The organism is Bradyrhizobium sp. NC92, from assembly GCF_025200865.1.
Classification (GTDB): Bacteria; Pseudomonadota; Alphaproteobacteria; order Rhizobiales; family Xanthobacteraceae; genus Bradyrhizobium.
Map to the genome: position 1 here is coordinate 7,358,415 of NZ_CP104171.1, position 24,354 is coordinate 7,382,768.

Sequence of the window (24,354 nt, forward strand, 5' to 3'; positions counted from 1 at the left end):
CATTGACGACAAGTGGTGAAAGGAGACCCCCGCGGACATTAAATCTGATTGGTGCGCAAGGTGACCAGCACATCATCCGCTGCCGCTTAGTAGATTGCTACCGCAGCAGTCGCTCATCTCGGGCGTCATCGACATCTTGCTTCCTGAACTCTGCCGATTCGCTCATCGGACGCGCTATCGATACGGCCCTGAACAAGCCCGATCTAATCTTAGCGAATTGCCTTCAGGTAGCACAATCCTCCATCACCTGTGTCCAGCACTGCTTTTACTGGCCGGTGTCAAACAGATTAGCCAATTGGAACGCCGTGAATGAGCAGCCCACCACTCTTCCTACCGCTCCTTTGCGGAACACTCGCGACGGTGAGCTGGAGCATCGGCAACGTTCTGTCCAAGGCCGCGCTCTGCTGCATCGAGCCGCTCTCGCTGTTAACAGGGCAGCTGGCTGTAAGTGCCGCAAGCCTGACCGTATTATCAATCTGGTCAGGCGCGCCGCCTCGCTTGAGCGATTGGCGTGCTGGCCTCCCGGGCATCCTGCAGCCGGCGCTTGCGTCTGGTCTGTCGATCTTCGGGCTATCGATGCTGCCGGCCTCGGTGGAGGCGATGCTGTTCGCAGTTGAACCGCCATTGATCATATTTCTTGCGTGGTTCATCCTTGGCGAGCTCCCTAACCGTGCTATCATCTTCCTCTGCTTGTTGGCTGTTGCCGGGGTCGGCTTTTTGAGCTGGACCTCTGACCCTGATCCTTCCGCTGCTCGGGGATTGGGCGTCGCTCTCGTTCTCGCCGGCGTGCTATTCGCCTCACTGTACAGCATAGTGGTCCGTGTGATGTCGAAAAGCGTAGATACATTGCGCCTTACAACGGCGAGCCAGATCGTCGCGTTTGCGCTGGTCGCATTTGCGTGGATTGGCTTTCGCCCATTGCCGACGCTCTCTGTGAGCATCGGCGATGTTGTTCCGGTGGTCGGATCAGGATTGTTGCTCCTTTCGATCCCCTTTCTACTCTACGGGATTGCGCTGCAGCGAATGAGCGCGACCGCCGCCGCACTGTTGCTACCGCTCGTTCCCGTGTTTACAGCCATTTTCGCCTCCATCTTCCTTCAGGAAACCTTGACCGCAACACAGTGGCTCGGGGCCGCCGCCGTTCTTGTATCGGCGCTTGGAACCCCCATGGCCTTGCGTTCCCAGCCGCATGGATCGGAAGTATCATCCCACTCCCCTGACGGGAGAAGCCTTGAATAAGGTGCGGGGGCATGCCCGCTAGCGCAGCAACACTGTCTCCGCGTTCAGCCCGTCCGCGCCAAGCGCTCGTCAAAAAGGGCCGATAGGCTGGCCACTTCCCATCTTCGTTGTGGTGTTCGCGACCTGTCGACTGGGACCGTGCGTCACCGGCCACCAGCAGCTTGGTCTGCTGGCTTCGCCGGCAGCGGTCCGGTTGCGCTCGGACGCGATCAGGCGACCGGCTCGGTTGCTTCATCCGGCGTGGTAGGCGTGTTCTGGATGCTGCTCTCCGCCGTCGCGATCGCCTTCTACTACGTCTGGAGCGTCGATTACGCGCGAGTGGGATACCGCCGCTGTCGCGGCCTGGAGTACGCTCTTCGGGTTTGTCGCGATGATGCCATGGTCTGCCTGGGAGCTGTCGTAAAGCGAGGTCCATCTCAGCGTCGGGGCGATAGCTGCGGCGGCCTCGGGCTGGCGGTCAGTGTCGCAGGGTTGTGTTCTACATCCTGAGAACGGTGTCGGCTCCCGTCGCGGCGAGCGTTCAATACCTTCAGCCTGTGTTCGGCATCGCGGCGGCCGTTATGATGTTCGGTGATACACTCTTGCTCTTCGGCGCTGGCGTCGTCCTGATCATCATCGGTCTCGCCCCTGCAGCGGCCACCCGGCGCAAGGCCTGAGGAAGCTGCGCCGTACGAATGAGCCTCGTCGTTCTCAAGCTGATCCTGCCGGCCCTTCTCATCCTCGCCGCCTCACTGGCCCGGTGCCGTTGGGGAGATGCCAAGCGGCTGGCTGGTCGGGTTGCCGCTGATGTCAGGCCGGGTCGCTGCGTTCCTGGCCGTCGAGTACGGCGCGGATTTCGCCGCGGCTGCCATCAACGGCTCGTTGATCGGCACTGCCCCTCAGGCCTGCTTCAGCCTTGGCTACGCGCTTCTTGCCCGGAAAGGCTGGGTGGCCCGCCGTGTTGGGCGTCGCCGCAGCCTATGCGGTCGCCGACTTCCTGCTCCAGCCTCTGCCGCTGGCGCATTGGGGATTTTTCCTGGTGGCTCTGGTCACGCTCACCGCAGCGGTTACCCTCATTCCACATTGCACGGCAATCCGCAGCGCCGTCCCCCATCATCTGGTGGGATTTGCCTGCGTGCATGCTGATAGGGACGACCATCGTTCTTACTTTGACCGCGGCCGCCCCTTTGCCGGCGCGAAAGCGGCCGGCGTGTTGGCAAGCTTTCCCGTGTTCGGAACCATCCTGCCGATTTTCGCTAGCTGCATCCGCGGAGCCGCGATGGCGACGCAGGTGTTGCGCGGCATGGTCCTGGCCCTCTACGGATTCGCTACCTTCTTCGTCCTTGGTCTTCTGCTGACGACGGTCGGCGCCCTTCCCGCGCTCCTTGCGGCCATTGCCAGCACGCTTTTGGCTCAGACAAGCGCGCTGCGCCTGGTCCAGTGGGGTCGGATACTAAAGACGGTTTGAGATGGGTTAGGTGGCCCCATTCTTTCGCCAAAGTCGCCTTGGGGCCCCTTCGCGCCAGATTGCGTTCAAGGTGGTGAAGTAAGCGACGACGAAAAGTGCAGCTACACGCCGGCCACGGAACAGGCCAACTCGGACTGGTCCTCGCCACAATCACATGGCCGCGCCGAGCATTTGTACAACGTCAGTGTTCGGAATTTATGCCAAAGCAGTTGATGAACAGTTATGAGGTTGCGCGGAGCCGGTATCTAGCATCAAGTTGAATGAGCGCTATCCAACTTCGGCAAACATTGGCTCGGGAATGGCCTGGCATCTGCTGCAACTGGCCAAACAGCGGTCGAGAGCCGCAAGAGGAGGATAGCGGCTGGTCCTGATGATGGTGGCAGATGAGAGGAAACATGTCGCCGGAGGCGCTCGAACTAAATCATCCGTTTTTCGTGGCCCGCAACCTACGAACGTAATACCCTTGTAGCGCAACGGCTGACCTAATCTCGTCGCTTACTTTGAGAATTCTTTTTCTGCTCTTGCGCCACTTATTCGCGGAGTAAGTGCCGGGTATCGCGGAGCCTGTGCCTAGAACGAGGACGTCGCCTTTCCCATTGCGATAGACATCAAACATTTTTCGCCCCGCCAATCCTGTCGAAGGAAATACGAACACTGCTTCAGTCATTCTGATCGACCAGCTTACTATCTAGAACGGCTGCGCTGGTTGCAAATGTGCAACGGCTCCGAGACTTCTGCTTCAGCCGCCGAGCTGGCGGAGCCGCCCCGGCCTCCCCTGGGGCCGTTTCCGCCCTAGGCAGGTGAGCTTCCGCGCCCCAATGACGCTGGACCGCTTGAACCGCAACATCTACCTGGTCTTAATGCTTAGCTGTCGCGACGGTGCGGCCTCGGCCGATCCGCATTCCCGTTCAATGACACACACCCAAACTTCGTGTCCGATCAAAGACGAGGCCGCGAAGCTCAGGCGTCACTTCAACTTGATCTAAACGCCATCAGGGCAGAATGCTTTCGCCAACGCCTAAGCCGTCGATTTGACGGTCAGGTTTCTGTCCAAGATCGGCCGGGAATGAGGAGAACAAAAAATTAAGCTGTATGTGAACTCCACTGTCACATTGAACCCGCCATATTCATTGTATTCAACACGGATGAGCTGAGCCACCGGCCACCGCCATCAAAACGAAGCATCGTTATCAAGCCCATCAGGAGGACTGGGGCAGGCCGGCCAGACACTATTAGAATCGTCTCGAGGATTTTGCGCATGACACATCCAGCCTCTCAAACCAAGTTGTACGCTGTTCTGAGAGGTGCTCTGGAGGATGCTGTCCGGATGGTGCCCGAAGCGAAGCGAACGTCTTCGTTGAAGGCTTGTCTCGCCGAGAAGATTCTAACTCTGGCCGCGCGGGGCGAGAAGAACCCAACGATCCTAACTCGTCTAGCGGTGCTGAAAGTGCAGGAATCCTGTCAGAGCTGTTGCGGATGCGAAAGGTGGTGATCGCACTGCCTAGGACGAGGGCTGAGCATCGTCAGTCAAACTTGTAGAGGCGTGCCGCAACGTGCCGCATTGCTCCATGCTGCGGTTCGTCGATCGGTCGACTTCATCAGGGGCTTCAGCTGGCTCGGCGATAAGAACGGCAGCACAGTGGCTCGATGTTCCAAGTGATATCTGGATGCAGCTCATCGCGACGGGCTTGTTATGAAGTCGCGCAGCATCCCGGTCTTCGGCGGAGCAGACCTATGCCGCGGATAGTCAGTTCGAGGTTGTCGTCGAACTGTTCCCGCGCCGAGCGCTTCACGCATCAGGCAGAAAAAGACGAGTGGGATCTCAGTGCCCAACCTCGTAAGATGCTCTACATCATCGGCGGGCTGGCCTGCGGTCTCTGACCACCGTGTGCGTGCTGAACGCTCTGTTGGCACGGCTTGCAGCGTGGTCCGGCCGCCATAGGCCTCGTAGTTGGCTCCGTTCGTCACCCTGACCATGCCGCAGCATCCGGTGTGTTGTGCCATCGTTATCCGCCACATAGATGCGTTCCATTCAACAACCAATTTTGCCGACGACTCATAGTCAAGCTGATCTTAGAGGCAGCATTTCACGAAGTGTCGTGTGACGATGGTCCTCTCACTTTGGTCGGTTGCTGATGAATTCGACTGGGCAGCCACGTGGTTTTATAGGACGTCCATTCCGTGGTTCAGCTCCGGGCATGTGGCCGCAAAATAGCATTCGGCTCACAATGGCTAACGCGGATCGATCAAGGCCCTGTCTTATGACTATACTTTGCCTGAAACTCCGCAAGAGCGCTTCTCGCCCACTTCCATTCACAGCGCCTCATGAATGCGCCGTAAATGAACGAGCCGCAAAATGCTTACCGCGTTGGGAGGTCTCCACGGCTGACCTATCGCGCGGCTCCGCCTGCGTTCATCGCAGCTTCAGGAGCCCCGCAAGCCTTGAAGGTAATGCACCCAGCCCCTCAAAGGACTTGAATCGCACCTAACGTGAGATTGTAGGTTTTCCGACACGTCGCGCCAATAACGGCTGAGAATGGTTCGCCAGAGAATGGTGGATGATCGACATGCTCTCCTTCGTCGGTCTTCGCCTCTACGGTCTACGCCGAGCGGGAGCTGTTCAGATTCGCCGGACCTCTTGATCGACCGTGATGCGCTCAGGTCTTAGTAGATAGAGAAGAGGCGCTGAAATGCGGATTCTCCTGGTTGATCATCATGGGACTTTGCGCGCACCGTAAAGGGCGCTCTACTGAATTGCGGATTCGTCAGTTGATGTGACACGCACCCTGGATGAGGCGAAAGCCGCTCTGGATTGCGCCAAATACGACATTCTCCTGCTCGATTCAGTTCTTACCGACGGAGACAGCTTGGATTGGCTGAAGAAGTTGAGACGCGAGGGACGTCCAATCCCTGCCATGATGATGAGCCACTTCAACTATCTCGGCCGCCGGATTGCGATTTTCAATGCCGGCGCGGACGATTTCCTGCCCAAACCTGTGTCTATCGATGAACTCATTGCGCGCATGCGAGCCATTCTGCGGCGGTCAACGCAAATGACGGCGCCCGTGGTCATATTCGGCAATCTACATTTCGATCCGATCGCCCGGCGGGTCTCCGTTGGTGGCCGGCTATTAAGGATCGCGCGTCGCGAAGTGTGCATTCTTGAACACCTGCTCAGCCGCGCTGGCCGCACCGTGCTGCGAGCGTCACTGGAGGACGGGCTTTATGCGTTTGACGAAGAAGTCTCGACCAACGCACTAGAAGTCGGCATTTATCGACTACGCACCCATTTGAACCAATCGGGTGCGACGTTAATCATCAAGACCGTGCGCGGCATCGGTTATACTCTTGAACTGAATAGCGCAGCTATCGGGTGCCTAGCCTCGAACGTGCAAGCAACTATTTACTTGAGCTGTTAATTGCGCTGCCGGCAGCCATGGACGATCGACTGCCGCCGGCCCCTATCGTCTGTCCGTCCTGATCTTTCCTGCGTCCTAAGCGCGCTTGCTCTGCTGTTCCCACTTACTGCCTCCGCCTAGACAAAGCGCGATGCAAGAGCAGCGCCGCCGCCTGCGGCCGCGGACGGCATCAGTGGATGGCCGACTCTTTCCTATCAGGGCAGGTCAATTCATCTCACTGCACAGGCGGCGAGCATCTTTCTTGCTGGTCCGACGATCGCAGATCACCAGGTGCCATCGAACACGACGATCTTCGTTTTCGGCAAGAGCGGACCCAGCCTGTTCGCCTTGAACGACAATGGGCAGGCTCTTGCCGAGATGCGCGTTGTCGTAACGCAACCGATCGAGAATCTGCGCCTATACTCAAAGCTAAGGTCGGCGAGTCGTATTGCGATCTGTGCAGATCTCGGGGGAGATGGTCAGGTTCGGAGAGATTGAAGTGCTGAGACTATTAAGCAGGGCTTCAACGCTCAATTCGCAACGTCTCTAACCCCTCTCGGCATTGCTATAGCTCGCCCCTGGCCGACCTGATAAAGGCCTCCCGCGAAACCATCGGGATGGCGCCGCCACGGGTCGGATCTGCGTAGGCACCTCCTGCTGAAGCATAATCCTTGCCTGTACGTCGCTCGAGCACGACGCCGATCGCCTCAACGCTTGGGATGTCCGATTCAGACAGCTCGGGCCTCGGTAACTTTCGCGCAAGTGCTCTCTCCACGTAGGGTGCCAGTTCTTCCTCTTTACGGCGGACGCGCCGGTCTTCCTTTTCTTTCAGTGCAGGCATGACCTCTGTGGCGAACAGCTCGAGTGCTTCGCAGATATGTTCGTGCTTATTCATGCCGCACTGCTGGATAAAGATCATCTGATCGATGCCGATATCCGCATATCCCATAAGATGCTCGCGAACATTCTGAGGGCGTCCGATGCTGCCAGAGCCTGGCGTGTCCTTCATGTCTGCCTTGATTGTTTGGAATCGCCGCCACAGATCCGTGCGTCCGGGACGGTGTTCACCATACACCGCGTAATGCGCGATCGAATAGCCGAAGAACCTGAAGCCATCAAGCCCACGACGCATGGCTTCTTCGGCGTTGTCATGAACCATCATCCCGTTGAGCGCGGCGATATTGGCATTAACCGAATGACCAATGGGAACGCACTCTTCCGACTTGATGATATTGTAATACTCATCGCGCCAGACTTTGGCTTGGGAAGCCTCGACAAAGCCAAAAACCAGAGCCCCCAGCCCGTGACGTGCCGCGCGCAAGATGCTCTCGCGTCGTGAACACGCCATCCAGATCGGTGGATGCGGCTTCTGAACTGGTTTGGGCACGACATTGCGGACCGGCATTCTGAAAAATTGGCCGTCATATCCGGGGTATGGCTGCATCGTCATCATATTGACGGTCTGTTCGACACCTTCCCGCCACATATCGCTCTTCGCTTCCGGCTCTATTCCAAACCCATGCATCTCGATTAGAGAGGCAGATTCTCCGGTTCCCCAATCGACGCGCCCCCCAGAGATTACATCGAGCGTCGCGAGGCGTTCGGCGACCCGCGCCGGGTGATTGTAATTTGGCGGCGAAAGGCAAACGCCATGGCCGAGGCGTATGTTCTTTGTGCGTTGAGACACGGCACCCAGAAAGACTTCCGGTGCCGACGAGTGGGAGTACTCCTCCAGGAAATGATGTTCGACCTGCCACACGTGATCGAAGCCAAGCCGGTCAGCGAGTGCGATCTGCTCCAGCGCGTTGCAGAACAGGTCCTGCTCGCTGCCGTCTTTCCACGGACGTGGCAATTGATGCTCATAAAATAGTCCCAGCTTCATATTTTTTTTCCGTGTTGGTTCGCCCAGCCAGATAGACCAGCTTCCCCATTGCCGCTCGAACGCGATACCAAATGACCGCAGTCGCCGGACCTATCCATGACCTCGCGGGAACACTGAGATCGAGCATCGCCTCCAACACTGCACATTGGTCGATCCGATTTTGTCCCGCTGACGACGTCTCATCCAAGCCCTCGGCGGCCACTGCACTGCCACTAGTGCCGCGAACCATCCTTCCATCTTCCAGCAACTGCCGTGCCACATCGCGCTATGCTGACCCTTTCGGAATGGAAACACCTCCCTTGCATCGCCCAAACGCAATACTAGCTCGTCATCGTTCGGTTTCGCGAGATAGGTGTCTTAAGCAGAACAGATCAAGTCCGACATGCTGGATTGTCAAAGACCCTGCCCCACTGCGGCATAAATACACGAACCGGGCGCCACCCGACGTTAGTCTTGAAGAGGGGAAACTTGCGGCTGCGATGCTGACTGCTCGAATCGAGATAGCGTGTGTACTCGATTGAGAAGTAGTACATCCCAGCTATTGGCCACCTCCACCCGCCCCCGATCGTACTCTCGTTCCGGTCTTCCGGTGCAGTTCGGGGGACAAGCGGAAACCGCAGTCAAGCAGACGTATCACCTAAACTGGCGACAGCCGGCAAATTCCCACCTCGTGACTCGCCTCCTTGACACCCTGCCTGTAGTCGCCAGTCATTCAGTACTGTGATGCCGGTCTGAATTCTGCTCATCCGCGAGCATCGCCGTGATTTGCTTGCAAATTGGTGGGCCGGGATCGCCAGTGAGCATGTAGACTCATCTGCGCTTCTTCCGATCCGGCCTGAGCCGGCTTTTGCCAGCAACATCGCAATCTTCAGCGCATATAGGAGTTCCGCAAGAATGCTTCCACCAACTAGTATCGGCTGCAGGAGCGGCAGCGCGCTACGTCGTCAGCGACAACATCATGCTCGGCGCCCCGTGTTAAACGCACCGATGTACGCAAGCTGACGAAGGCGGCGAAGGCTGCACGCTTCCCGGTCGCGACCACGCAAGGCCTGCGAGTAAGCCTCGCTCCAGCCGCGCCCCGCCAAGCGAAGAGAGCGGGGCGCCTTCGGCGTTACAAGCCGCTCGCTAGCACGGTTCCTCTCATGCCGATCGGCACGACGGGAGCACAAGTTACGCATCCGATTGGTTGAGCCTCGTCTCATCGGAGCGCTAAAAACTGACCCGGCCGTGCGGACTCACCAGCAACCGGCGAACTGAAAAATAACCGAGGAGGGGCAACGCGAAAATGCAAACGGTTTCGGAGGATACATGCCGGCGATGTAGAACTTTGTTGCGCTCAAGCGGCACAATCGAGGCCCGTTCGCCGTCTGGGCTGCGGGATCAACGGATGACGGGAGCGGAATGAACCACGCGGTTCAAGTAGCGCGCGGCGGCAATGTCCCGCGCCACTCACGGCTCTCCAGGATTATACCGAAACCGCGAGCCCGATGCGGGCCTCGCGTCGTCGGTTGCGCTTGACCTGCCACTGCGTATTTCCTCCAGAAGGAGTTAGAGTCCGGCCCGAAGAAGGACGGACAGATGAAGCGAGCAAGGTTCACGGAAGAGCAGATTATCGCGCTGTTGAAGGAGCATGAGGCCGGGGCGAAGACAGCCGACCTGGCTCGCAAGCACGGTGTTTCCGAGGCGACGATCTACAATTGGAAGGCCAGATTCGGCGGCATGGACGTTTCCGAGGCGAAGCGGCTGAGGGCCCTGGAGGAGGAGAACGCGAAGCTGAAGAAGCTTCTGGCGGAGCAGATGCTCGACGCGGCCGCCCTTCGCGAGCTGCTTTCAAAAAAATGGTAGGGCCCGCCGCCAAGCGCGCTGCGGTCGCGCATCTGCAGGCCGTCATGAGCCTGTCGGAACGGCGGGCCTGCTCGATCATCGGGGCGGATCGGAAGATGATCCGCTATCGCTCCAGCCGCCCGCCGGACGCAGTTCTGCGTGGCCGATTGCGCGATCTCGCCAGCGAGCGGCGACGTTTTGGCTACCGCCGGCTGTTCGTCCTGCTGCGGCGGGAGGGCGAGCCATCGGGGATCAACCGGATCTACCGGCTTTATCGCGAGGAAGGGCTCACCGTCCGCAAGCGGCGGGCTCGCCGCAAGGCCGTGGGGACCCGTGCCCCGATCCTGGTCGAGGCGAGGCCGAACGCGCGCTGGTCGCTGGACTTCGTCCACGACCAGTTCGCCAATGGCCGACGCTTTCGCATCCTCAACATCGTCGACGACGTCACCAAGGAATGCCTGGGCGCGATTCCGGAGACGTCGATCTCGGGTCGGCGCGTGGCCCGCGAACTGACGACAATCGTCGAGCGACGCGGCAAGCCAGGAATGATCGTGTCCGACCATGGCACCGAGTTCACCTGCAACGCCATGCTCTCTTGGTGCAAGGACGCAGCCATCGATTGGCACTTCATCGCACCGGGAAAGCCGATGCAGAACGGCTTCGCCGAGAGTTTCAATGGCCGGATGCGCGACGAGTTGCTCAACGAGACCCTGTTCTTTGATCTCGATGACGCCCGCGCCAAGATCGCCAATTGGGTCGCCGACTACAATCTCCAGCGTCCTCACTCGTCGCTGAACTACCTCACCCCGGCAGCCTACGCCGCCCACCTCACCGCAACGGACGATCGGCTGCGCAACCCCGACCAGCTCCGCCGATCGTCCGTTGCTCCACCCGCGCCACTTGGCGTACAAAACCCCGAGACTCTAACTGCCGCTGGATGAAAATTCAGGGGCAGGTCACGCTTTACAAGGCCAAGTGCTGCCAAGTCCTAAACGAGCGCATGCTCATGGCTTTTGTCGCAAAGGCGCGACAGCCATCGACCTAACGCTGCACTTGGGAGCGGTCGAGATCACTTAAATCCGGCCTCGATATTCCCGCGGTCGGGGTTAGCTCAGGGGGCAGCTAGCGCTCGTGCCACCTGGCCCGTCCAAGGGGCGATGCAGGTTTGTAGCGCTGTTGCATCACCACGCTTAGTTCCAAATCGCGAATCATTGTGTAGTTTCGTCGGATCCATTGATGGAGCTCCGTGGACCAATCCTTCTCATCGCGCAGATATCCGGTGAAGGAAAAACCCAGTCGGTCTATGTAGACTCTTAGAAATGCCGGCAAAGCTGGGATTCTGAGCACATGCTCGCCAAGCATGGCTTCAGGTAATTCGCCGCGCAGCACGAATTCATTGTGGACGGTGACCAGCGCTCCTGGCGGAATCTGTTGCCGCAACATCTCATAATTACGCCAGGAGATGCGGTCACTGCCCGCGACGAATAGGACAATCGGCGCAACATACCGGCGCACCGTCTCTTTCATGAAGCCGATTTCATGGCACATCTTGAAGAATTCATCGAACGCATGGAAGCCGAGGTCAATCACCTTGGCGACGCGATCGTGAACGATAAGTGGATCCATCAGCTGCATCTTGCCGTAAGTATCTATCACATCTGCGGTCTCCGTGATTTTGGGTAGGTAATCGAGCAAAGACGGCTCCTTCAGACTGACGTCGAAGGAGGCCGCCGTGCCGTTCTTCAGCAGCAAGAACTCGCTCACTAGGCGAGCGATAAGTGTTTTACCGACCTGCGGGCAAGGAGAACAGATGATGTAGACGGGCGTTGCTAACATCGCCAGCATTCGATCGAGAGTTTCATGCGGGCTCACCTCTTTGCCTGCGAAGCAAGCGCTTATTTCTCCCCGCTGCGGGTTGCCGATTTGGCGCCAGCCAGTTCGGTCAAGTTGATGCGATCGTATTCGCTCCAGACGTTCGCGAGCCAGTGTCGTACATAGCCGCGCAGCACGAAGGAGTAGTTAGCCGCTTCATCCTGCCGACCCTTGTTTGCGACAAAGTCCACGAATGGGACCGAAGCGACTTCGACCTGCTCATAGGCCATCGCGTTGAGCTTCGGTATGGTCAACTCGGTCGCGAATTTGATGCGGTGGAAATACGAATTATAGGTCGATTGGTCCCACTGGAAGAACTGAGTGTCGTTGATGAAGTTCTTGACCAAAAAATATTTCGTGCCGGCCATGAAAGTTGCGGTCTCGGCGATCTCATCCAGCGAAGCTATGGAGGGGCCCAAGATATGAAATACGGCAAAGGTGATTTGGCCGGATCGCGCGGCATCCAAGAAGCCGATGTCGCGCAAGGAGGCCAGTGCTGAGGACAACAAGCCTGCACGAGCGTCAATGATTGTGACGCAGAGCCCTGAGTTCAGGGTGTCGAAGATCTTCATCTGGTCCGCAGTCGTCGTCATATCGACGATCTCCGTGATCTCAGGGAAAAAGCGCTTCAAGGTTCCACGCGGCGCCTCCGTGTCGAACGCACGTGTCTGCACGCTGTTTTTGCTGAAGTAGTCCAGAAGCGTGCGTGATACTGTCGTCTTTCCTACTCCCCCCTTGTCCGCGCCGACTACAATCACAACTGGCTTCACCATGGAATTCCCCTAAGACACTCGCTTTCGCCGACGCGACATGCGCCAGCGATAAGCGTCTGCTTTGGGGGCGAACATGGCAGAACGAGGGACAATCGAATTTTGAGATGGTGCCGACCTGAAACATTGGACAGCTATATTTGATGGCGGGCAGAACGTGCCGCGCGATGACGATGAAGACGAGACGACTCTGAAGTCGCTGACGCTTTTGCGGGAGTGGTTGGAAGCGTCGCAAAGGCCGAGGTGAGCGACCACAGCACCATGACAAGGAGTTTGATAATGTCCACGCTGGTTCGAATCTAGGCTGGCATTGAACCAACCTGAATCTCACGTAGCGTCAGGTTGTTGGCTTGGATACGCGATGATCAAGCGCACAGCACGCCGTCCTATGCGAAATTGACAAATCGAGATGGAATGTCGCGGTTGTTGGTGTACAGATGTCACAGTGACGGCCTGCCATTTGCGCAAAAGTCGGTCGGACGTATGCTGCAATGCTTCGTGGAGCACGCTGAGACGTCACGCTCGACCTGGTTTGGCAAGCAGAAGCTGGCGATGCGCGGAACACTCCCTTTGCGGCCCAGCAAGGGGGAGGTCGGACCGCGCCGAGAGAGCGCTGATTGGGAAAGTCGAGAAGTTTGGAGTTATCAGCACGTCCTTGCCCTGCGAGCGGCAGATCACCTTTACTGTCGGCATCAGCCGATCGACAGTTAGCGTCTGCATCGGGCGATCCTGATCGACCTAGGGGCCCGTGATGGGTAGACGACGAGCGACTTCGAACGCAGGCTGTTCACGGCGCCGAGTAATATGCGCGGATCGAATGTCACCAAGAGATTCCATGTGCGGACCACGGCGGCGAGTTCTTGCGGGTGCGCGCAGGATCGCTGTGCATCCTCGTGAAAGGAGTAGGCTCATAGAAGTGAGAGGGGCTCTGCAGCCGCGGCAGCGCCACTCCCAAAATTGAATTCTTGCCCGACAACACACGGGTGTCTCCGCTCCTGGATATGGAATCGGTCGTGCGCAACCCTCTTGAACTTTCAAAGGAATATAAACGCCCCTTGTAGCGCACTTAGCTATCAGGACTGGACGAACCTATTTAGCGATCTCTACCAGCTCGGGATCATTGCCCGTGCAGGGCTGCCGCATTGACGTTGGACGCCGGCTCGGTGGTCGGCAGGCTCGGCCAATCCCTGGTCGTCGGATAGGCATCCCGGATCCGGCTTCCGACGTCGATAGAACACGTCACGACACGTCACGACACGTCATCAGCAGTTTACTTAAGATCGTCTCCTCTAACCTCACCTGACCGACTTTTCTCTCACTTTTCCTCTAACGCTCACGCAGGGCTGTTTACGCTCGCAGCGCGAGCGCTGTGAAGATCTCTGGCAAAGCTTCATCAGGCCTTCACCCGCGCTGACGAGACCTAGAGCGCTAAGTCCCATGCCGGTGAACATGAGCTTTCTGCTAGGTCTAATCAAAACGCGCGCTTTTTCGGGAAAGTGGGACGATCAACAGGAGGCGAGCGAGAGTAAGCGTTATACAGTCGAGCGCTCTCATGCCGTTTGCGAAAACGCCAGCTACCCACGGCGTAACCTGCGCCAAAACCAGAGAGAGCGACGAGAGCGGCGACAACAAGTTCTTCCATCATGATATTTTCCGCGGATCGCAAATACGGTGAGTTGGCAGCATGAGGCCGACAATGTCTCAGTATCGACCTGCGAACCGCCGATTTGTACAACCTTACGCTACGTGCGATTCAAGCTTCCGCGTGCCGTTTTTGCAAAAAAATCTTGGGCGGCGTCATGGTTCGTGAGGAAAGCCGATAGCAGCATACGAGCGTTTGCTCGGATCAGCTCGTTCGGCACGTGTAAAGACGCACGGGCAGGCTGCGGCCTTCGTCAGGTACCTCGCGTGAGTGCCCTTCGCTGCTAAACTTGCGACGGCGGCCGATGCTGGTATTCCCTTCAGCACCGCTCAATTCCCGAGAATCACGAAAAACATCGACGGTTTTGGCGAGTGAAGATTATCTAAGACATCAACTATGATTGCCGGCAGACAGCTTGGATTTGCAGGAATTCCGCAATGCACATGCCAACGACGCAGCTAAACTCCGTGATAGACGACAACTCCTGGCGCACACGTCGTGCTAACACGATTATTGGTAATTGAAAGCCTCGCCCGAACTGAACCATCTGCGATGTTCCTCGAGGCCATTGGCAGCGATATTGCACGCTCCCAAGCACGAAGACAATTGTCATCGTATGACGGAGCGATGCCTAGTAGCGCGTCGAGATGGACAATTTTTTAAAGGTGAGTTGTAAACTAGGTCGGCATGCGGGATGACTTCGATTGATGATAGACTGAGTGAGATCAGATCGGTTCGGAACGGCATTTGGCGTTGTCGTCAGTCGCTTCTTACGGGATTGCCTGATGCGGATCGCAAGGCTATTGAGAAGCGTCTTCTTGAACAGCGTTCTGCATTTGAGCGCCTTTTGGAGACCACATTTCCTTTGACGTTCCGATTCTGACGAGGATTGGAAGCGTATGCGGGTGTTGAACTGCCCAAATTCAGGACCAGAACGTACGCTCCGATCACGATGACAATGGGCCGCGCTCGCACTCATCCGTGATGAGGGCCACGTCCGGCACTCGGATGGTGAGGCCTCCCGCTTCCCCGACCGATCTTTTCCAATTTATTCAGCGCGATCCAGGCTCTATCGCCGTGTCATAGCTTGTTGTCGTACCACGCCTAAGTTGCAGCTTGGACGCTCCCTCCCGACCCGCGACGGTGGACGGCGATCTTTTGAATGCGCCTTGTCTTGAGACTACTTTTCCATTTGCCGCAACCGGCATCGCGTGGCGGCATGCCCTGCGCAGGCTTTTATGATTGTCGCTGAGACAAAACACAACGACGTCTTCATCTCCTGGCCCGTTAAAACGATCACAGAAGCGGAGTACGTCTGGTCTGCAGGACATCAACATCTCTTCCGTCCTCCGATCTCGCGCCTGGGCGTATTCCGTACAAAGAGCTGTTGTTGTCGCAAGCACAACAAGCCATGCTGCATAGTGACGTGCTCTGAGTGCCCAGCAAGTGCGCTGCATTCGATTCACCGTATCTCCTTATACTGTGTCCATCATTGTCTTCCGCCACAATGAGCGACATCACCTGTTAACGCCGACGTATTCAAAACATAAAGGGCAGGGAAACGCACTCTTGCGTATCGATACCACCTCTGAGTCGTATTCGGATCAACCTGCCACCGCGAATAGCATGCTCCCAGCCGAGCCAAGGCATCTCGAGGCCAAGTGGAAGCAGCCAGACAGCGAAAGAGCGCAGAACGACACGATCATTGCCGCGACATCTGGCAAACGGATCTTGTACATAGCTAGAGACATTCCGCCAAAAGCAGACAATCTCACGATCAGTTACGCCCAACACCTCTGTCGGCCAGGTCGATCGCAGATCGTGAAAACACTGAGAGCTCCATCTAAACCGAACCGCACGAACTCGAACAATTCGGACCCTTTGCAGATCACAGCACGCCGGAACATCGGAGATCGAACTTAGCCGGACCGAAGTCGGCGCTGATGTGACAAAAGGCGGTTCTGTTGCGGACCCGCGGCCGGCTCGAATTGGCAAGCGCTACCCCGTGCAAAACGTGACGATTTCATAACCGGCTTTTGCGGAGCAAGCTTTAGAAAGGTGAGGCATCCGCAATCTTAACTCTCTTCATGGAACCGGATCGTCACCTGACCACAGCATCGTACAACCTGACGCTACGTATGATTCAAGCCCTATGAGCGCTAGGCATTTATATCCGATGATTGGCTGCGACGACACCGCACGCTGCCATTCCAAGCAGCTTATGCCGGATTCTGGGCTGGATCATTGGCCGAGCAAGTCGCGACACAGTATCCCCCGATTGGCACGCAGATTGCTGAGATAAGAAGCAACGCGCTGCCGCGAAATGAGCCGTCGTAGCGAACCGCGCTCCGAGTTTCTGATGAGGCTTCCCCCATTGGTTCTGGTTAATACAACGCTGATGATGCTGATGTTCGCAAATTCGGAACTGATGAACATCAATTTTGCTGCCGGCGCGAGGTCCCTACTACTCGCCCAAAAGAATGTTGCATCCTTCAATGAGAGAGCCGGACACGAGGCTGTAGCGAGATTTGGTGCGCCCCGAGGGTATTACACCTTACCTGCGCAAGCCATGCCATTCATGCGTGCCTCTACCGTTGATCTCCTTCCCATCAGACTGATGGAGGGTACAGCGTATCCGGAACGCCGTTTCACCTGTGCGATCGGCGACCGCGTCCGGAATTCCACCGCCACGCTCCCCCACCAGGCGGGGACGCCCACCATAAAACTGTCGGTCTGCGGCCCTAATGGCCCGGTGGAGATGTGGCGCTCGACCGTAATAAGCTGGTTTGCCGGCGGAATGGTGGCTCTCGCGGTTGCGGTCATCCTCCTCGTAATCTTGATCGAGACGTTAAGCGCGAGGATAAGGAAGTGAGAATGGCACAATCGAGTCGTGTCGAGCTCGCGCGCCAGCGGTTATCTCGCGAGCATCCGATAGTCCGCGATTGCGCATACCGGCCAAAGATATGACGGCTGCCTTTGTAGCCCGCTGCATCGCTCGCAGTGAGCATCTGCCGACTGGCTTCTGTGCCATCCATGACGAGGTGCGGCCGGGAGACCACGCTCCACCCGCCGCATCTGCCTTCTATCTTCCATGTGGCGCTCCTTAAACCCGGCGTGCGTTACCGACTGCACAACAGCAAGTCAGCATTCGCGCGCGAGCCACAGCACGCAAGTTCAATCCTGAATGTCTTTCGGACGAGCATGAGAGCTTGTTTGCGCATACGACGCAGCCGAGGTCAGCGGTGCTCATGCTCGAGACTAGAGGCTCTCAAGCGCCGGTGCTGCCACGCATCGCACGCCGCTCCTTTGATGAGCTCGGGCTCACCCACGGGCGGATGTGTTCGCCGAGATCCGGCATGTCCTTGGGACTGCGGGTTTCAAAACCGCCACTACAAGCGATGGCAGCTTCCACCAGCAGCAGATGGCGGACAAACAAGCACCACTGGGTGAAACGAACAACAACAGGATCGGCCCATGATCGGCAACATTGCTAAGATCGCTCCGAGCCGCATAGCGGCTGTTGTCTATCGGCCGAGCGACGACGTCGATACGCTGCTCGCCAACTTCGCCCATGATCTCGCGCGTCGAGGCGTACGCATCGGCGGCATCGTTCAGCGAAACGTGAGGAACGCAAACGGCACGACCACCATGCTCGCAGTCGACGTTGCGACAGGCACTAAGATTTCGGTCTCCCAGACACTCGGCGGCGGAGCTGTGTCCTGCACACTCGATACTGGTGGGCTTGCTGAAGCGGCGGCCGTTGTGTCGCGCGCGATTAGGGGCAATGTCGATCTAATCGTGATCAACAAGTTCTCCAGGCAGGAAGCATCTGGCCAGGGCCTACGCGCCGAATTTGCTGACGCGATTTCCCGTGGCCTTCCCCTTCTCACCGCCGTTCCCGAGAGGCGCTTTTCCGACTGGCGCAATTTCAACGGGGATTTCGGCACAACGCTAGCCTGCGAGTGGTCCGTCATCGCGAACTGGTGGCAGGCCATCGGCGGGCTTTAACCCAGTTGCTTCTCGAGATGATCATACCGGAGCGCTTGATCATCGCCTGAGCGGGTACTGCAGACCCAAGCCCAAGATCATCACCGGCTCGTTCGTCATCTATGCGACAACCTAAGTCGCCGTGTCCACTCCGCTCCACCTTATGAGCCGTCGTAAGGCGATCTTGTTCAGTATCTATCCAAAATCGCTTCTCAGATGCCTGCAGCCAAGCGTCGGTTGTTACCCATCCAACAAACCGCACTTGGGAACGAATGGCATATAGCTTGCTTCGCTAATGGCATTACGATCTACGCTGGGCGATCTTGGGAGGATACAGCATGCTTGGAATTGGAAGTAAGTTGCCATCATTCGAGATTACAGGTGTGAAGCCCGGCTTTCACGCGCAGGAGGAAGAAGGGCAGAGCGCGTTCGAGACACTGACTGAAGATAGCTTCCCGGGGAAATGGAAGATCATCTTCTTCTACCCCAAAGATTTTACGTTTGTCTGCCCCACTGAGATCGCCGAGTTTGCCCGGCTGTCCAACGATTTCAGCGAGCGCGACGCGATTGTACTAGGTGGCTCGACCGATAACGAGTTCTGCAAGCTTGCCTGGCGCCGGGCGCACGAGAGCCTTAACAATCTGCCAATTTGGCAGTTTGCCGACACCAAGGGAACGCTGATCGATGGCCTCGGCGTGCGCTCGCCTGAGGGCGTCGCCTATCGCTACAGTTTTATAGCTGACCCCGACAACATCATCCAACACGTCTATGCGACCAATCTCAACGTTGGTCGCAACCCAAAGGATACGCTGCGCGTCCTCGACGCGCTGCAGACCGACGAACTCTGTCCTTGCAACCGCGAGATCGGCGGCGAAACGCTTACGATTAGTTGAGGCGTATGTCACCACTCGAACAACTGAGCGAGCAACTTCCCGATTTCGCCAAGGACATCAGGCTGAACCTGGCGGCGATGATGGCCGATGATAAGCTGTCGCCACAAAGCAAGTATGGGCTATTGCTGGCGAGCGCAGTTGCCACGCGCAACCGCGATGTGATCACCGCGATGGAATCGGCTGCGGCCTCCATCATGGGGCCACCGGCAATCGCAGCGGCAAAATCTGCGGCCTGCATAATGGCGATGAACAACGTCTACTATCGCTTTGTTCACCTCGTCTCCAACGCGGAATACAAGTCGATGCCCGCGAGGCTGCGCATGAACGTGATCGGCAATTCCGGCGTGGACAAGGTCGATTTCGAGCTGTGGTCGCTTGGGGTCTCAGCCATAAATGGCTGCGGCGCCTGCATAGATGCTCACGAGAAGGCACTGCGGGAGGCGAGCGTTGGCTCCGACGCGATCCACACCGCAGTGCGTTTTGCTGCGATTGTGCAGTCAGTTGCGCTGGCGCTCGAGGCGGGGGTGCAGATGAACGGGTAGGAATTCAACAGCATCAGGCTGGACCAACGGCTGGATATCGTTCCTCAAAGCACACAAGCGATCCAGCAACGACCCGGCGACTTGGCGCAGTCACGCTGCAATTCGAGGAAATCTGGACGGTACAAGGTGGAGCACGGCGAGCCTCTTTCCCTCGCCCTCGCTTGCGGGGAGAGGGAAGAGCGGCGACATCGCGAGTACATAGTTGAACGAGGATCGAGTGATACAAGCCAAAACATCTTCCCAGCCCCCCGTCGCTCTACGCCGGCCGCACTCCTTCGCGCGGCACGGCATCACCGTGACCGACGATTATGCCTGGCTGAAGGATGCGAACTGGCAGGAGGTGCTGCGCGATCCCGGAGTGATCGACCCTGACATCCGCAAATATCTCGACGAGGAGAACGCCTATACCGAGAGCCTGCTCGGCCACACGGCACCCTTGCAGAAGACGCTGGTGCGCGAGATGCGCGGGCGGATCAAGGAGGACGATTCCAGCGTGCCCTCGCGCGATGGCCCCTTCGCCTATTTCCGCAGGTTTCGCGAGGGCGGGCAGCACGAGCTGTTCGGGCGCATGCCGCGCGACGGCGGCGAGGGCCATATCGTGCTCGATGGCGACGCGCTCGCCAAGGACCACAAATATTTCAAGTTCGGCGGCAGCCGGCACTCGTACGATCACAAGCTGCAGGCCTGGAGCGCCGACACCAAGGGCTCGGAATATTTTTCGATCCGCGTGCGCGACTGGGCTACGGGCAAAGATTTCGACGATCTCGTCGAGGAGACTGACGGTGGCGTGGTCTGGGCCGCGGACTGCAAGAGCTTCTTCTATGTGAAGCTCGACGGCAATCATCGGCCGATGCAGGTGTGGCGGCACAGGCTCGGCACCAGGCAGGCCGACGACACGCTGGTCTACGAGGAGCAGGATGCCGGCTGGTTCACCCACCTGTACGAGAGCACCAGCGGCCGCTTCTGCGTGATCGCCGGCGGCGATCACGAGACGTCGGAGCAACGGCTGATCGACCTCGCCAATCCCGAGGCGCCGCCGCGCCTGGTCGCTACGCGCGAGGAGGGCGTGCAATATTCGCTCGCCGATCGCGGCGACGAGCTGTTCATCCTCACCAATGCCGACGACACCATCGACTTCAAGATCGTCGCCGCGCCGCTTCACGCGCCCGAGCGCAAGAACTGGCGCGATCTGATTCCGTATCGGCCCGGCATCTACATCATCGACCTCGATCTCTATGCCGGCCATCTGGTGCGGCTCGAGCGCGCCAATGCGCTGCCGTCGGTCGTGATCCGCGACCTCGCTGGCGGGGAGGAGCATGCCATCGCTTTCGACGAGGCCGCCTACTCGCTCGACACGATGGGCTCCTACGAGTTCGAGACGACCAATCTGCGCTTTTCCTATTCGTCGATGACGACGCCCTCGGAAGTCTACGACTACGACATGGTCAAGCGTACGCGCACCTTGCGCAAGCGGCAGGAGATCCCGTCAGGCCATAACCCGGCCGACTACGTCACGACGCGCATCACGGCGAAATCGCATGACGGCGCCGAGGTGCCGGTATCGATTCTCCATCGCCGTGGGTTGAAGCTCGACGGCGCGGCGCCGCTGCTGCTCTACGGCTACGGCTCCTATGGTATGGCGATGCCGGCTTCGTTCAGCGCCAACCGCCTCTCGCTGGTCGATCGCGGCTTCGTTTATGCCATCGCGCATATCCGCGGCGGCGCCGACAAAGGCTGGGGCTGGTATCTCGACGGCAAGCGCGAGAAGAAGACCAACAGCTTCGACGATTTCGCCGCCAGCGCCCGCGCGCTGATCGCTGCGAAATACACCAGCGCAAAACGCATCATTGGCCATGGCGGCTCGGCCGGCGGCATGCTGATGGGCGCGGTCGCCAACCGCGCCGGCGAGTTGTTCGCCGGCATCGTCGCCGAGGTGCCGTTCGTCGACGTGCTCAACACCATGCTCGACGACACGCTGCCGCTGACGCCGCCGGAATGGCCGGAATGGGGCAATCCGATCGAGAGCGAGAAGGATTTCCGCACCATCCTCGCCTACTCGCCCTACGACAACGTCGCGGCGAAGGACTATCCGGCGATCCTCGCAATGGGCGGGCTGACCGATCCCCGGGTCACTTACTGGGAGCCCGCCAAATGGATCGCACGCCTGCGCGCCACAATGACCGGCGGCGGCCCGGTCCTGCTCCGCACCAACATGGGCGCCGGCCACGGCGGCGCTTCGGGCCGCTTCGATCGGCTGGACGAGGTGGCGATCGTGTACGCGTTCGCGCTGTGGGCGGCGGGGATGGCGTAGGCCGGGGTGTAAGCCATACCCTGGTCGTCGTCCCGGCGAGCGCCACGGCAAGCTTGCTGCCGAGGCGGATGCCGAGCAGCAGGCGCGAGGTCCGCTCATGCACAGTGAGAGGAGGGCCTGACCGTATTTTGAGACCATCATCAGATCTGCCTCCCAATGGCCGGGGGCATTGCGATCGGCGGCCTCTACGGGCCGTTCCGCCGTTGAAAGAAGGCCTTCGATGGGGCTTGCGGGACTGCCCTCCTTTTTGCCGCGACAGCCGCGCTTGCTCTTGCCGCGCGGCAGATAGCGGCGCCAGCTGTAGTCCGAGGTGCGCCGGAGCTGGGCGTAGATGAAGCGGTAGATGGTCTCGTAGGAGATCACCTTGCGGCCATTGTCGCGGGCGAGCCGGCGTGCGACCTGCTCGACAGCGCGAGGCGTGACCAGCCCTGTCCGAGGCGCTCCAACACCGCGCGGGGCAGGCCGGGCTCCCGGTCGAGGCGAGCGCCCGTTCCAGCGCCGAGCTCGTGCCCGTTGTTCGGCATAGCCAGCCTTGTAGTCGACCTGCTTGCCCCGACTGCGCTTCAGTTTCTCGAGAGATTGTTGATGGCGAGCGATCCAGAGCTGCCGCGATTTGCCGGACCAAGCTGCCATTGGACGATAGGCTGGCAATCTCGAATCGATCGTCAAGCGACAGCTGCTCGTAACTTCGCCCCATGGCAACCCATCCTCCAGGAAGTGTTGCACTTCGTTTGTGAACTTAGGGACCCAAACCTCCTGACTTGTCGATGGTGTTCGGGTAGCAGCACCGACGAAGGCTCTTTTACCTGCGGGTCTTCGCCAAACCGTTCCCTGGGATTATGGGTCACGGCCTTAGTCGTCTCGCTCACGGGCGATCACACCGCCATCCTCATTCAATTTCATCCAAACTTGAATAGCACCCCATATCCGCCACGCGGATAATTCCATTCGATCTCGCCGCAGGGCTCAGCGATCACGCGGCACGTGCCGCATTCGATACAGCCATCGACAGTTACTTCGACCTGTCCCGCCTCATTGAGTTCGTAGCAGCGCGCAGGGCAGGCCTTCAAAAGTGCTAATAGCTGCCGTGAGGGGTTCTTGTGCGCGCGCACCTTGACGTGGGGACGACCGACGTCCACAAGATAACGATTGTAATATAGCTTGTCCTCGACGCGCACCGACGACTCATTCATGCGTTAACCTCCTTTGTTGCGCTTCAATTTCTGATTTCGTCAGCGCCACGCACGGGCAAGCCGGCAGGCATCGCTGAACAGACCTGCCCACGACCGTGCCTTTACGAAGGATTTCACCGTCACCTTCTCTTTCTCGATCTTGGGCGTACCATCGACGCGTACGAAGTTTTGCATCGCGCTGGTGACGAGCTGCGGGTAGGTGAGAAAGAAACTTTGCGAATTTGTGTGCATCAGCTTCGGTAGATCCTTGTACTTCTTGAGGTCTTTCATGACGAAGGAATTGTCCAACATCTTCTTGTAGAGCGACAGATTTGTCGCCGTCATGGGATCGCGGCGCGACCTGACCTGAACAATTGCTTCGGCCGCGATGCGACCTGAGGTCATGGCGAGGTTGGAGCCCTCGCGATGAATGGCATTGTTGAGTTGCGCCGCATCGCCAACCACCAACCAGCCCTCACCATAAAGCTGCGGGATTGCCTTGTAGCCACCTTCAGGAATGAGATGCGCGGAATATTCTTTGACCTCGGAGCCGGCGATCAGAGGCGCTACTGATGGATGCTTTTTGAAGTGATCGAGCAATCCGTAAGGCGTTTCGCCCGTGCGCTGGAAGTCGGCGACAAGACAACCGATGCCGAGTGAAATGCATTCCTTGTTGGCATAGATAAAGCCCATACCGGTCATACCACGAGAAATCGTACCCGCCGCCTCGATCACTACCCCTTCGTCGCCCTTGAGATTGAAACGAGCCTCAATGCTCTCCCGCGGCAAGAAATGCATTTCCTTTACGGCGAGGGCAACTTTGTCGGGTGTCGGCCGTTCACGCAGGCCCGCGCGCGTCCCCAGCAGGCCGTTAACGCCTTCGGCCAACACCACGACATCGGCATGTATTTCGCCGTCTTGACGATCTGTACGGACACCGATCACCTTTCCCTGGTCGTCCCGTGCAAGTTCGGTGACTGTGGTCTCATACAGGACGATCGCGCCGGCCTCGCGTACTTTCGAAGAGAACCATTTGTCGAACTGGGCGCGGATGATGGTGTAGCGGTTCGGCCGTTCTTCATTGAATTCGTCGGAGCGGTAGTGCATCCCGACGTGGGAGCGGTCATCCATCATCCAAAAGCGCTGCTCGACCAAATGACGTTCAAGCGGCGCCTCCTCCCGAAAATCCGGAATCAGCTTTTCCATCATATCCGCATAGAGGATTGCGCCCTGCACGTTTTTCGAACCTGCATACTCGCCGCGCTCAAGCTGTAGCACCTTCATACCGCTACGGGCCATGGTCAGCGCCGCCGCGTTGCCAGCCATGCCGGCGCCGACCACGATTGCATCGAACCTCTCATCGATCATGACGACC

General features: G+C 58.3%; 16 protein-coding genes and 2 pseudogenes. 11 read left to right on the top strand and 7 right to left on the bottom strand.

The genetic code is table 11. The features are described from left to right. The first annotated feature begins 309 nt into the window (after positions 1-309). The 3 genes from N2602_RS34165 (at position 310) to N2602_RS34175 (ending at position 2,686) form a co-directional block, all read left to right on the top strand. Entirely contained in the window at positions 310-1,239 is a 930-nt protein-coding gene (locus tag N2602_RS34165; protein WP_260380840.1) for a DMT family transporter, read from the top strand. 473 nt (positions 1,240-1,712) lie between these two features. Then, complete coding sequence (locus tag N2602_RS34170; RefSeq protein WP_260380841.1) at positions 1,713-1,895, top strand: hypothetical protein; 183 nt, start codon at positions 1,713-1,715, stop codon at positions 1,893-1,895. Positions 1,896-2,176: 281 nt separating this feature from the next. Further along, complete coding sequence (locus tag N2602_RS34175; protein WP_260380842.1) at positions 2,177-2,686, top strand: hypothetical protein; 510 nt, start codon at positions 2,177-2,179, stop codon at positions 2,684-2,686. Positions 2,687-3,107: 421 nt separating this feature from the next. Here N2602_RS34175 and N2602_RS34180 read toward each other — a convergent pair whose 3' ends face one another. Continuing rightward, positions 3,108-3,302 carry a hypothetical protein gene (locus N2602_RS34180; RefSeq protein WP_260383777.1) on the bottom strand — a complete coding sequence of 65 codons (195 nt, stop codon included), beginning with the start codon at positions 3,300-3,302 and terminating at the stop codon, positions 3,108-3,110. A 2,074-nt stretch (positions 3,303-5,376) separates the two neighbouring features. Here N2602_RS34180 and N2602_RS34185 point away from each other — a divergent pair. Together N2602_RS34185 and N2602_RS34190 are read left to right on the top strand one after the other, a co-directional pair. After that, positions 5,377-6,105 (top strand): annotated as a pseudogene (locus tag N2602_RS34185) (response regulator transcription factor). Positions 6,106-6,360: 255 nt separating this feature from the next. Beyond that, positions 6,361-6,582, top strand: coding sequence for a hypothetical protein (locus N2602_RS34190; protein WP_260383778.1), 222 nt, complete (start codon positions 6,361-6,363; stop codon positions 6,580-6,582). Between the two features lie 67 nt (positions 6,583-6,649). Here the strand turns inward: N2602_RS34190 and N2602_RS34195 are convergent, their stop codons facing one another. Continuing rightward, positions 6,650-7,966, bottom strand: coding sequence for an LLM class flavin-dependent oxidoreductase (locus N2602_RS34195; protein WP_260380844.1), 1,317 nt, complete (start codon positions 7,964-7,966; stop codon positions 6,650-6,652). A gap of 1,578 nt (positions 7,967-9,544) precedes the next feature. Between N2602_RS34195 and N2602_RS34200 the strand changes: the two genes are divergently transcribed. Beyond that, positions 9,545-10,731, top strand: a protein-coding gene (locus N2602_RS34200; RefSeq protein WP_260380845.1) for an IS3 family transposase whose coding sequence is annotated in 2 segments (ribosomal slippage) — positions 9,545-9,797 and positions 9,797-10,731 — 1,188 coding nt in all. Because the reading frame shifts where the segments join, the coding sequence is not laid out codon by codon here. A gap of 181 nt (positions 10,732-10,912) precedes the next feature. On the opposite strand, the gene N2602_RS34205 is transcribed toward N2602_RS34200, so the two are convergent. Further along, on the bottom strand, positions 10,913-11,626 hold the full coding sequence (locus N2602_RS34205; RefSeq protein WP_260383779.1) for a hypothetical protein: 714 nt from the start codon (positions 11,624-11,626) through the stop codon (positions 10,913-10,915). A 59-nt stretch (positions 11,627-11,685) separates the two neighbouring features. Then, positions 11,686-12,435, bottom strand: a complete 750-nt coding sequence (locus N2602_RS34210) for a hypothetical protein (RefSeq protein WP_260380846.1) — start codon at positions 12,433-12,435, stop codon at positions 11,686-11,688. A gap of 3,998 nt (positions 12,436-16,433) precedes the next feature. On the opposite strand from N2602_RS34210, the gene N2602_RS34215 reads away from it, so the two are divergent. The 5 genes from N2602_RS34215 to N2602_RS34235 all read left to right on the top strand — a co-directional run bounded on the left by N2602_RS34215 (position 16,434) and on the right by N2602_RS34235 (position 21,807). After that, entirely contained in the window at positions 16,434-16,946 is a 513-nt protein-coding gene (locus N2602_RS34215) for a hypothetical protein (protein ID WP_260380847.1), read from the top strand. Positions 16,947-17,548: 602 nt separating this feature from the next. After that, positions 17,549-18,082 (top strand): DUF2478 domain-containing protein, encoded by a 534-nt coding sequence (locus tag N2602_RS34220; protein ID WP_260380848.1) that lies wholly within the window; start codon positions 17,549-17,551, stop codon positions 18,080-18,082. 317 nt (positions 18,083-18,399) lie between these two features. Further along, complete coding sequence (locus N2602_RS34225; protein WP_260380849.1) at positions 18,400-18,954, top strand: peroxiredoxin; 555 nt, start codon at positions 18,400-18,402, stop codon at positions 18,952-18,954. A 5-nt stretch (positions 18,955-18,959) separates the two neighbouring features. Then, the gene (locus N2602_RS34230) at positions 18,960-19,496 is read left to right on the top strand and encodes a carboxymuconolactone decarboxylase family protein (RefSeq protein ID WP_260380850.1); all 537 of its coding nucleotides are present in this window, start codon (positions 18,960-18,962) and stop codon (positions 19,494-19,496) included. Between the two features lie 217 nt (positions 19,497-19,713). Beyond that, positions 19,714-21,807 (top strand): S9 family peptidase, encoded by a 2,094-nt coding sequence (locus N2602_RS34235; protein WP_260380851.1) that lies wholly within the window; start codon positions 19,714-19,716, stop codon positions 21,805-21,807. Positions 21,808-22,432: 625 nt separating this feature from the next. On the opposite strand, the pseudogene N2602_RS39130 reads toward N2602_RS34235, so the two are convergent. The 3 genes and pseudogenes from N2602_RS39130 to N2602_RS34245 all read right to left on the bottom strand — a co-directional run. Then, a pseudogene (locus N2602_RS39130) lies at positions 22,433-22,504 on the bottom strand (hypothetical protein); the annotation flags it as partial. A 202-nt stretch (positions 22,505-22,706) separates the two neighbouring features. Next, on the bottom strand, positions 22,707-23,000 hold the full coding sequence (locus N2602_RS34240) for a ferredoxin family protein (RefSeq protein ID WP_260380852.1): 294 nt from the start codon (positions 22,998-23,000) through the stop codon (positions 22,707-22,709). A 39-nt stretch (positions 23,001-23,039) separates the two neighbouring features. Beyond that, complete coding sequence (locus N2602_RS34245) at positions 23,040-24,347, bottom strand: FAD-dependent oxidoreductase (RefSeq protein WP_260380853.1); 1,308 nt, start codon at positions 24,345-24,347, stop codon at positions 23,040-23,042. Between the last annotated feature and the right edge of the window lie 7 nt (positions 24,348-24,354).

Coding starts and splice junctions, on each gene's coding strand:
- N2602_RS34165 (WP_260380840.1), top strand. CDS start 310: ATGAGCAGCCCACCACTCTTCCTACCGCTCCTTTGCGGAACACTCGCG.
- N2602_RS34180 (WP_260383777.1), bottom strand. CDS start 3,302: ATGTTTGATGTCTATCGCAATGGGAAAGGCGACGTCCTCGTTCTAGGC.
- N2602_RS34195 (WP_260380844.1), bottom strand. CDS start 7,966: ATGAAGCTGGGACTATTTTATGAGCATCAATTGCCACGTCCGTGGAAA.
- N2602_RS34205 (WP_260383779.1), bottom strand. CDS start 11,626: ATGTTAGCAACGCCCGTCTACATCATCTGTTCTCCTTGCCCGCAGGTC.
- N2602_RS34210 (WP_260380846.1), bottom strand. CDS start 12,435: ATGGTGAAGCCAGTTGTGATTGTAGTCGGCGCGGACAAGGGGGGAGTA.
- N2602_RS34215 (WP_260380847.1), top strand. CDS start 16,434: ATGAGGCTTCCCCCATTGGTTCTGGTTAATACAACGCTGATGATGCTG.
- N2602_RS34220 (WP_260380848.1), top strand. CDS start 17,549: ATGATCGGCAACATTGCTAAGATCGCTCCGAGCCGCATAGCGGCTGTT.
- N2602_RS34225 (WP_260380849.1), top strand. CDS start 18,400: ATGCTTGGAATTGGAAGTAAGTTGCCATCATTCGAGATTACAGGTGTG.
- N2602_RS34230 (WP_260380850.1), top strand. CDS start 18,960: ATGTCACCACTCGAACAACTGAGCGAGCAACTTCCCGATTTCGCCAAG.
- N2602_RS34240 (WP_260380852.1), bottom strand. CDS start 23,000: ATGAATGAGTCGTCGGTGCGCGTCGAGGACAAGCTATATTACAATCGT.
- N2602_RS34245 (WP_260380853.1), bottom strand. CDS start 24,347: ATGATCGATGAGAGGTTCGATGCAATCGTGGTCGGCGCCGGCATGGCT.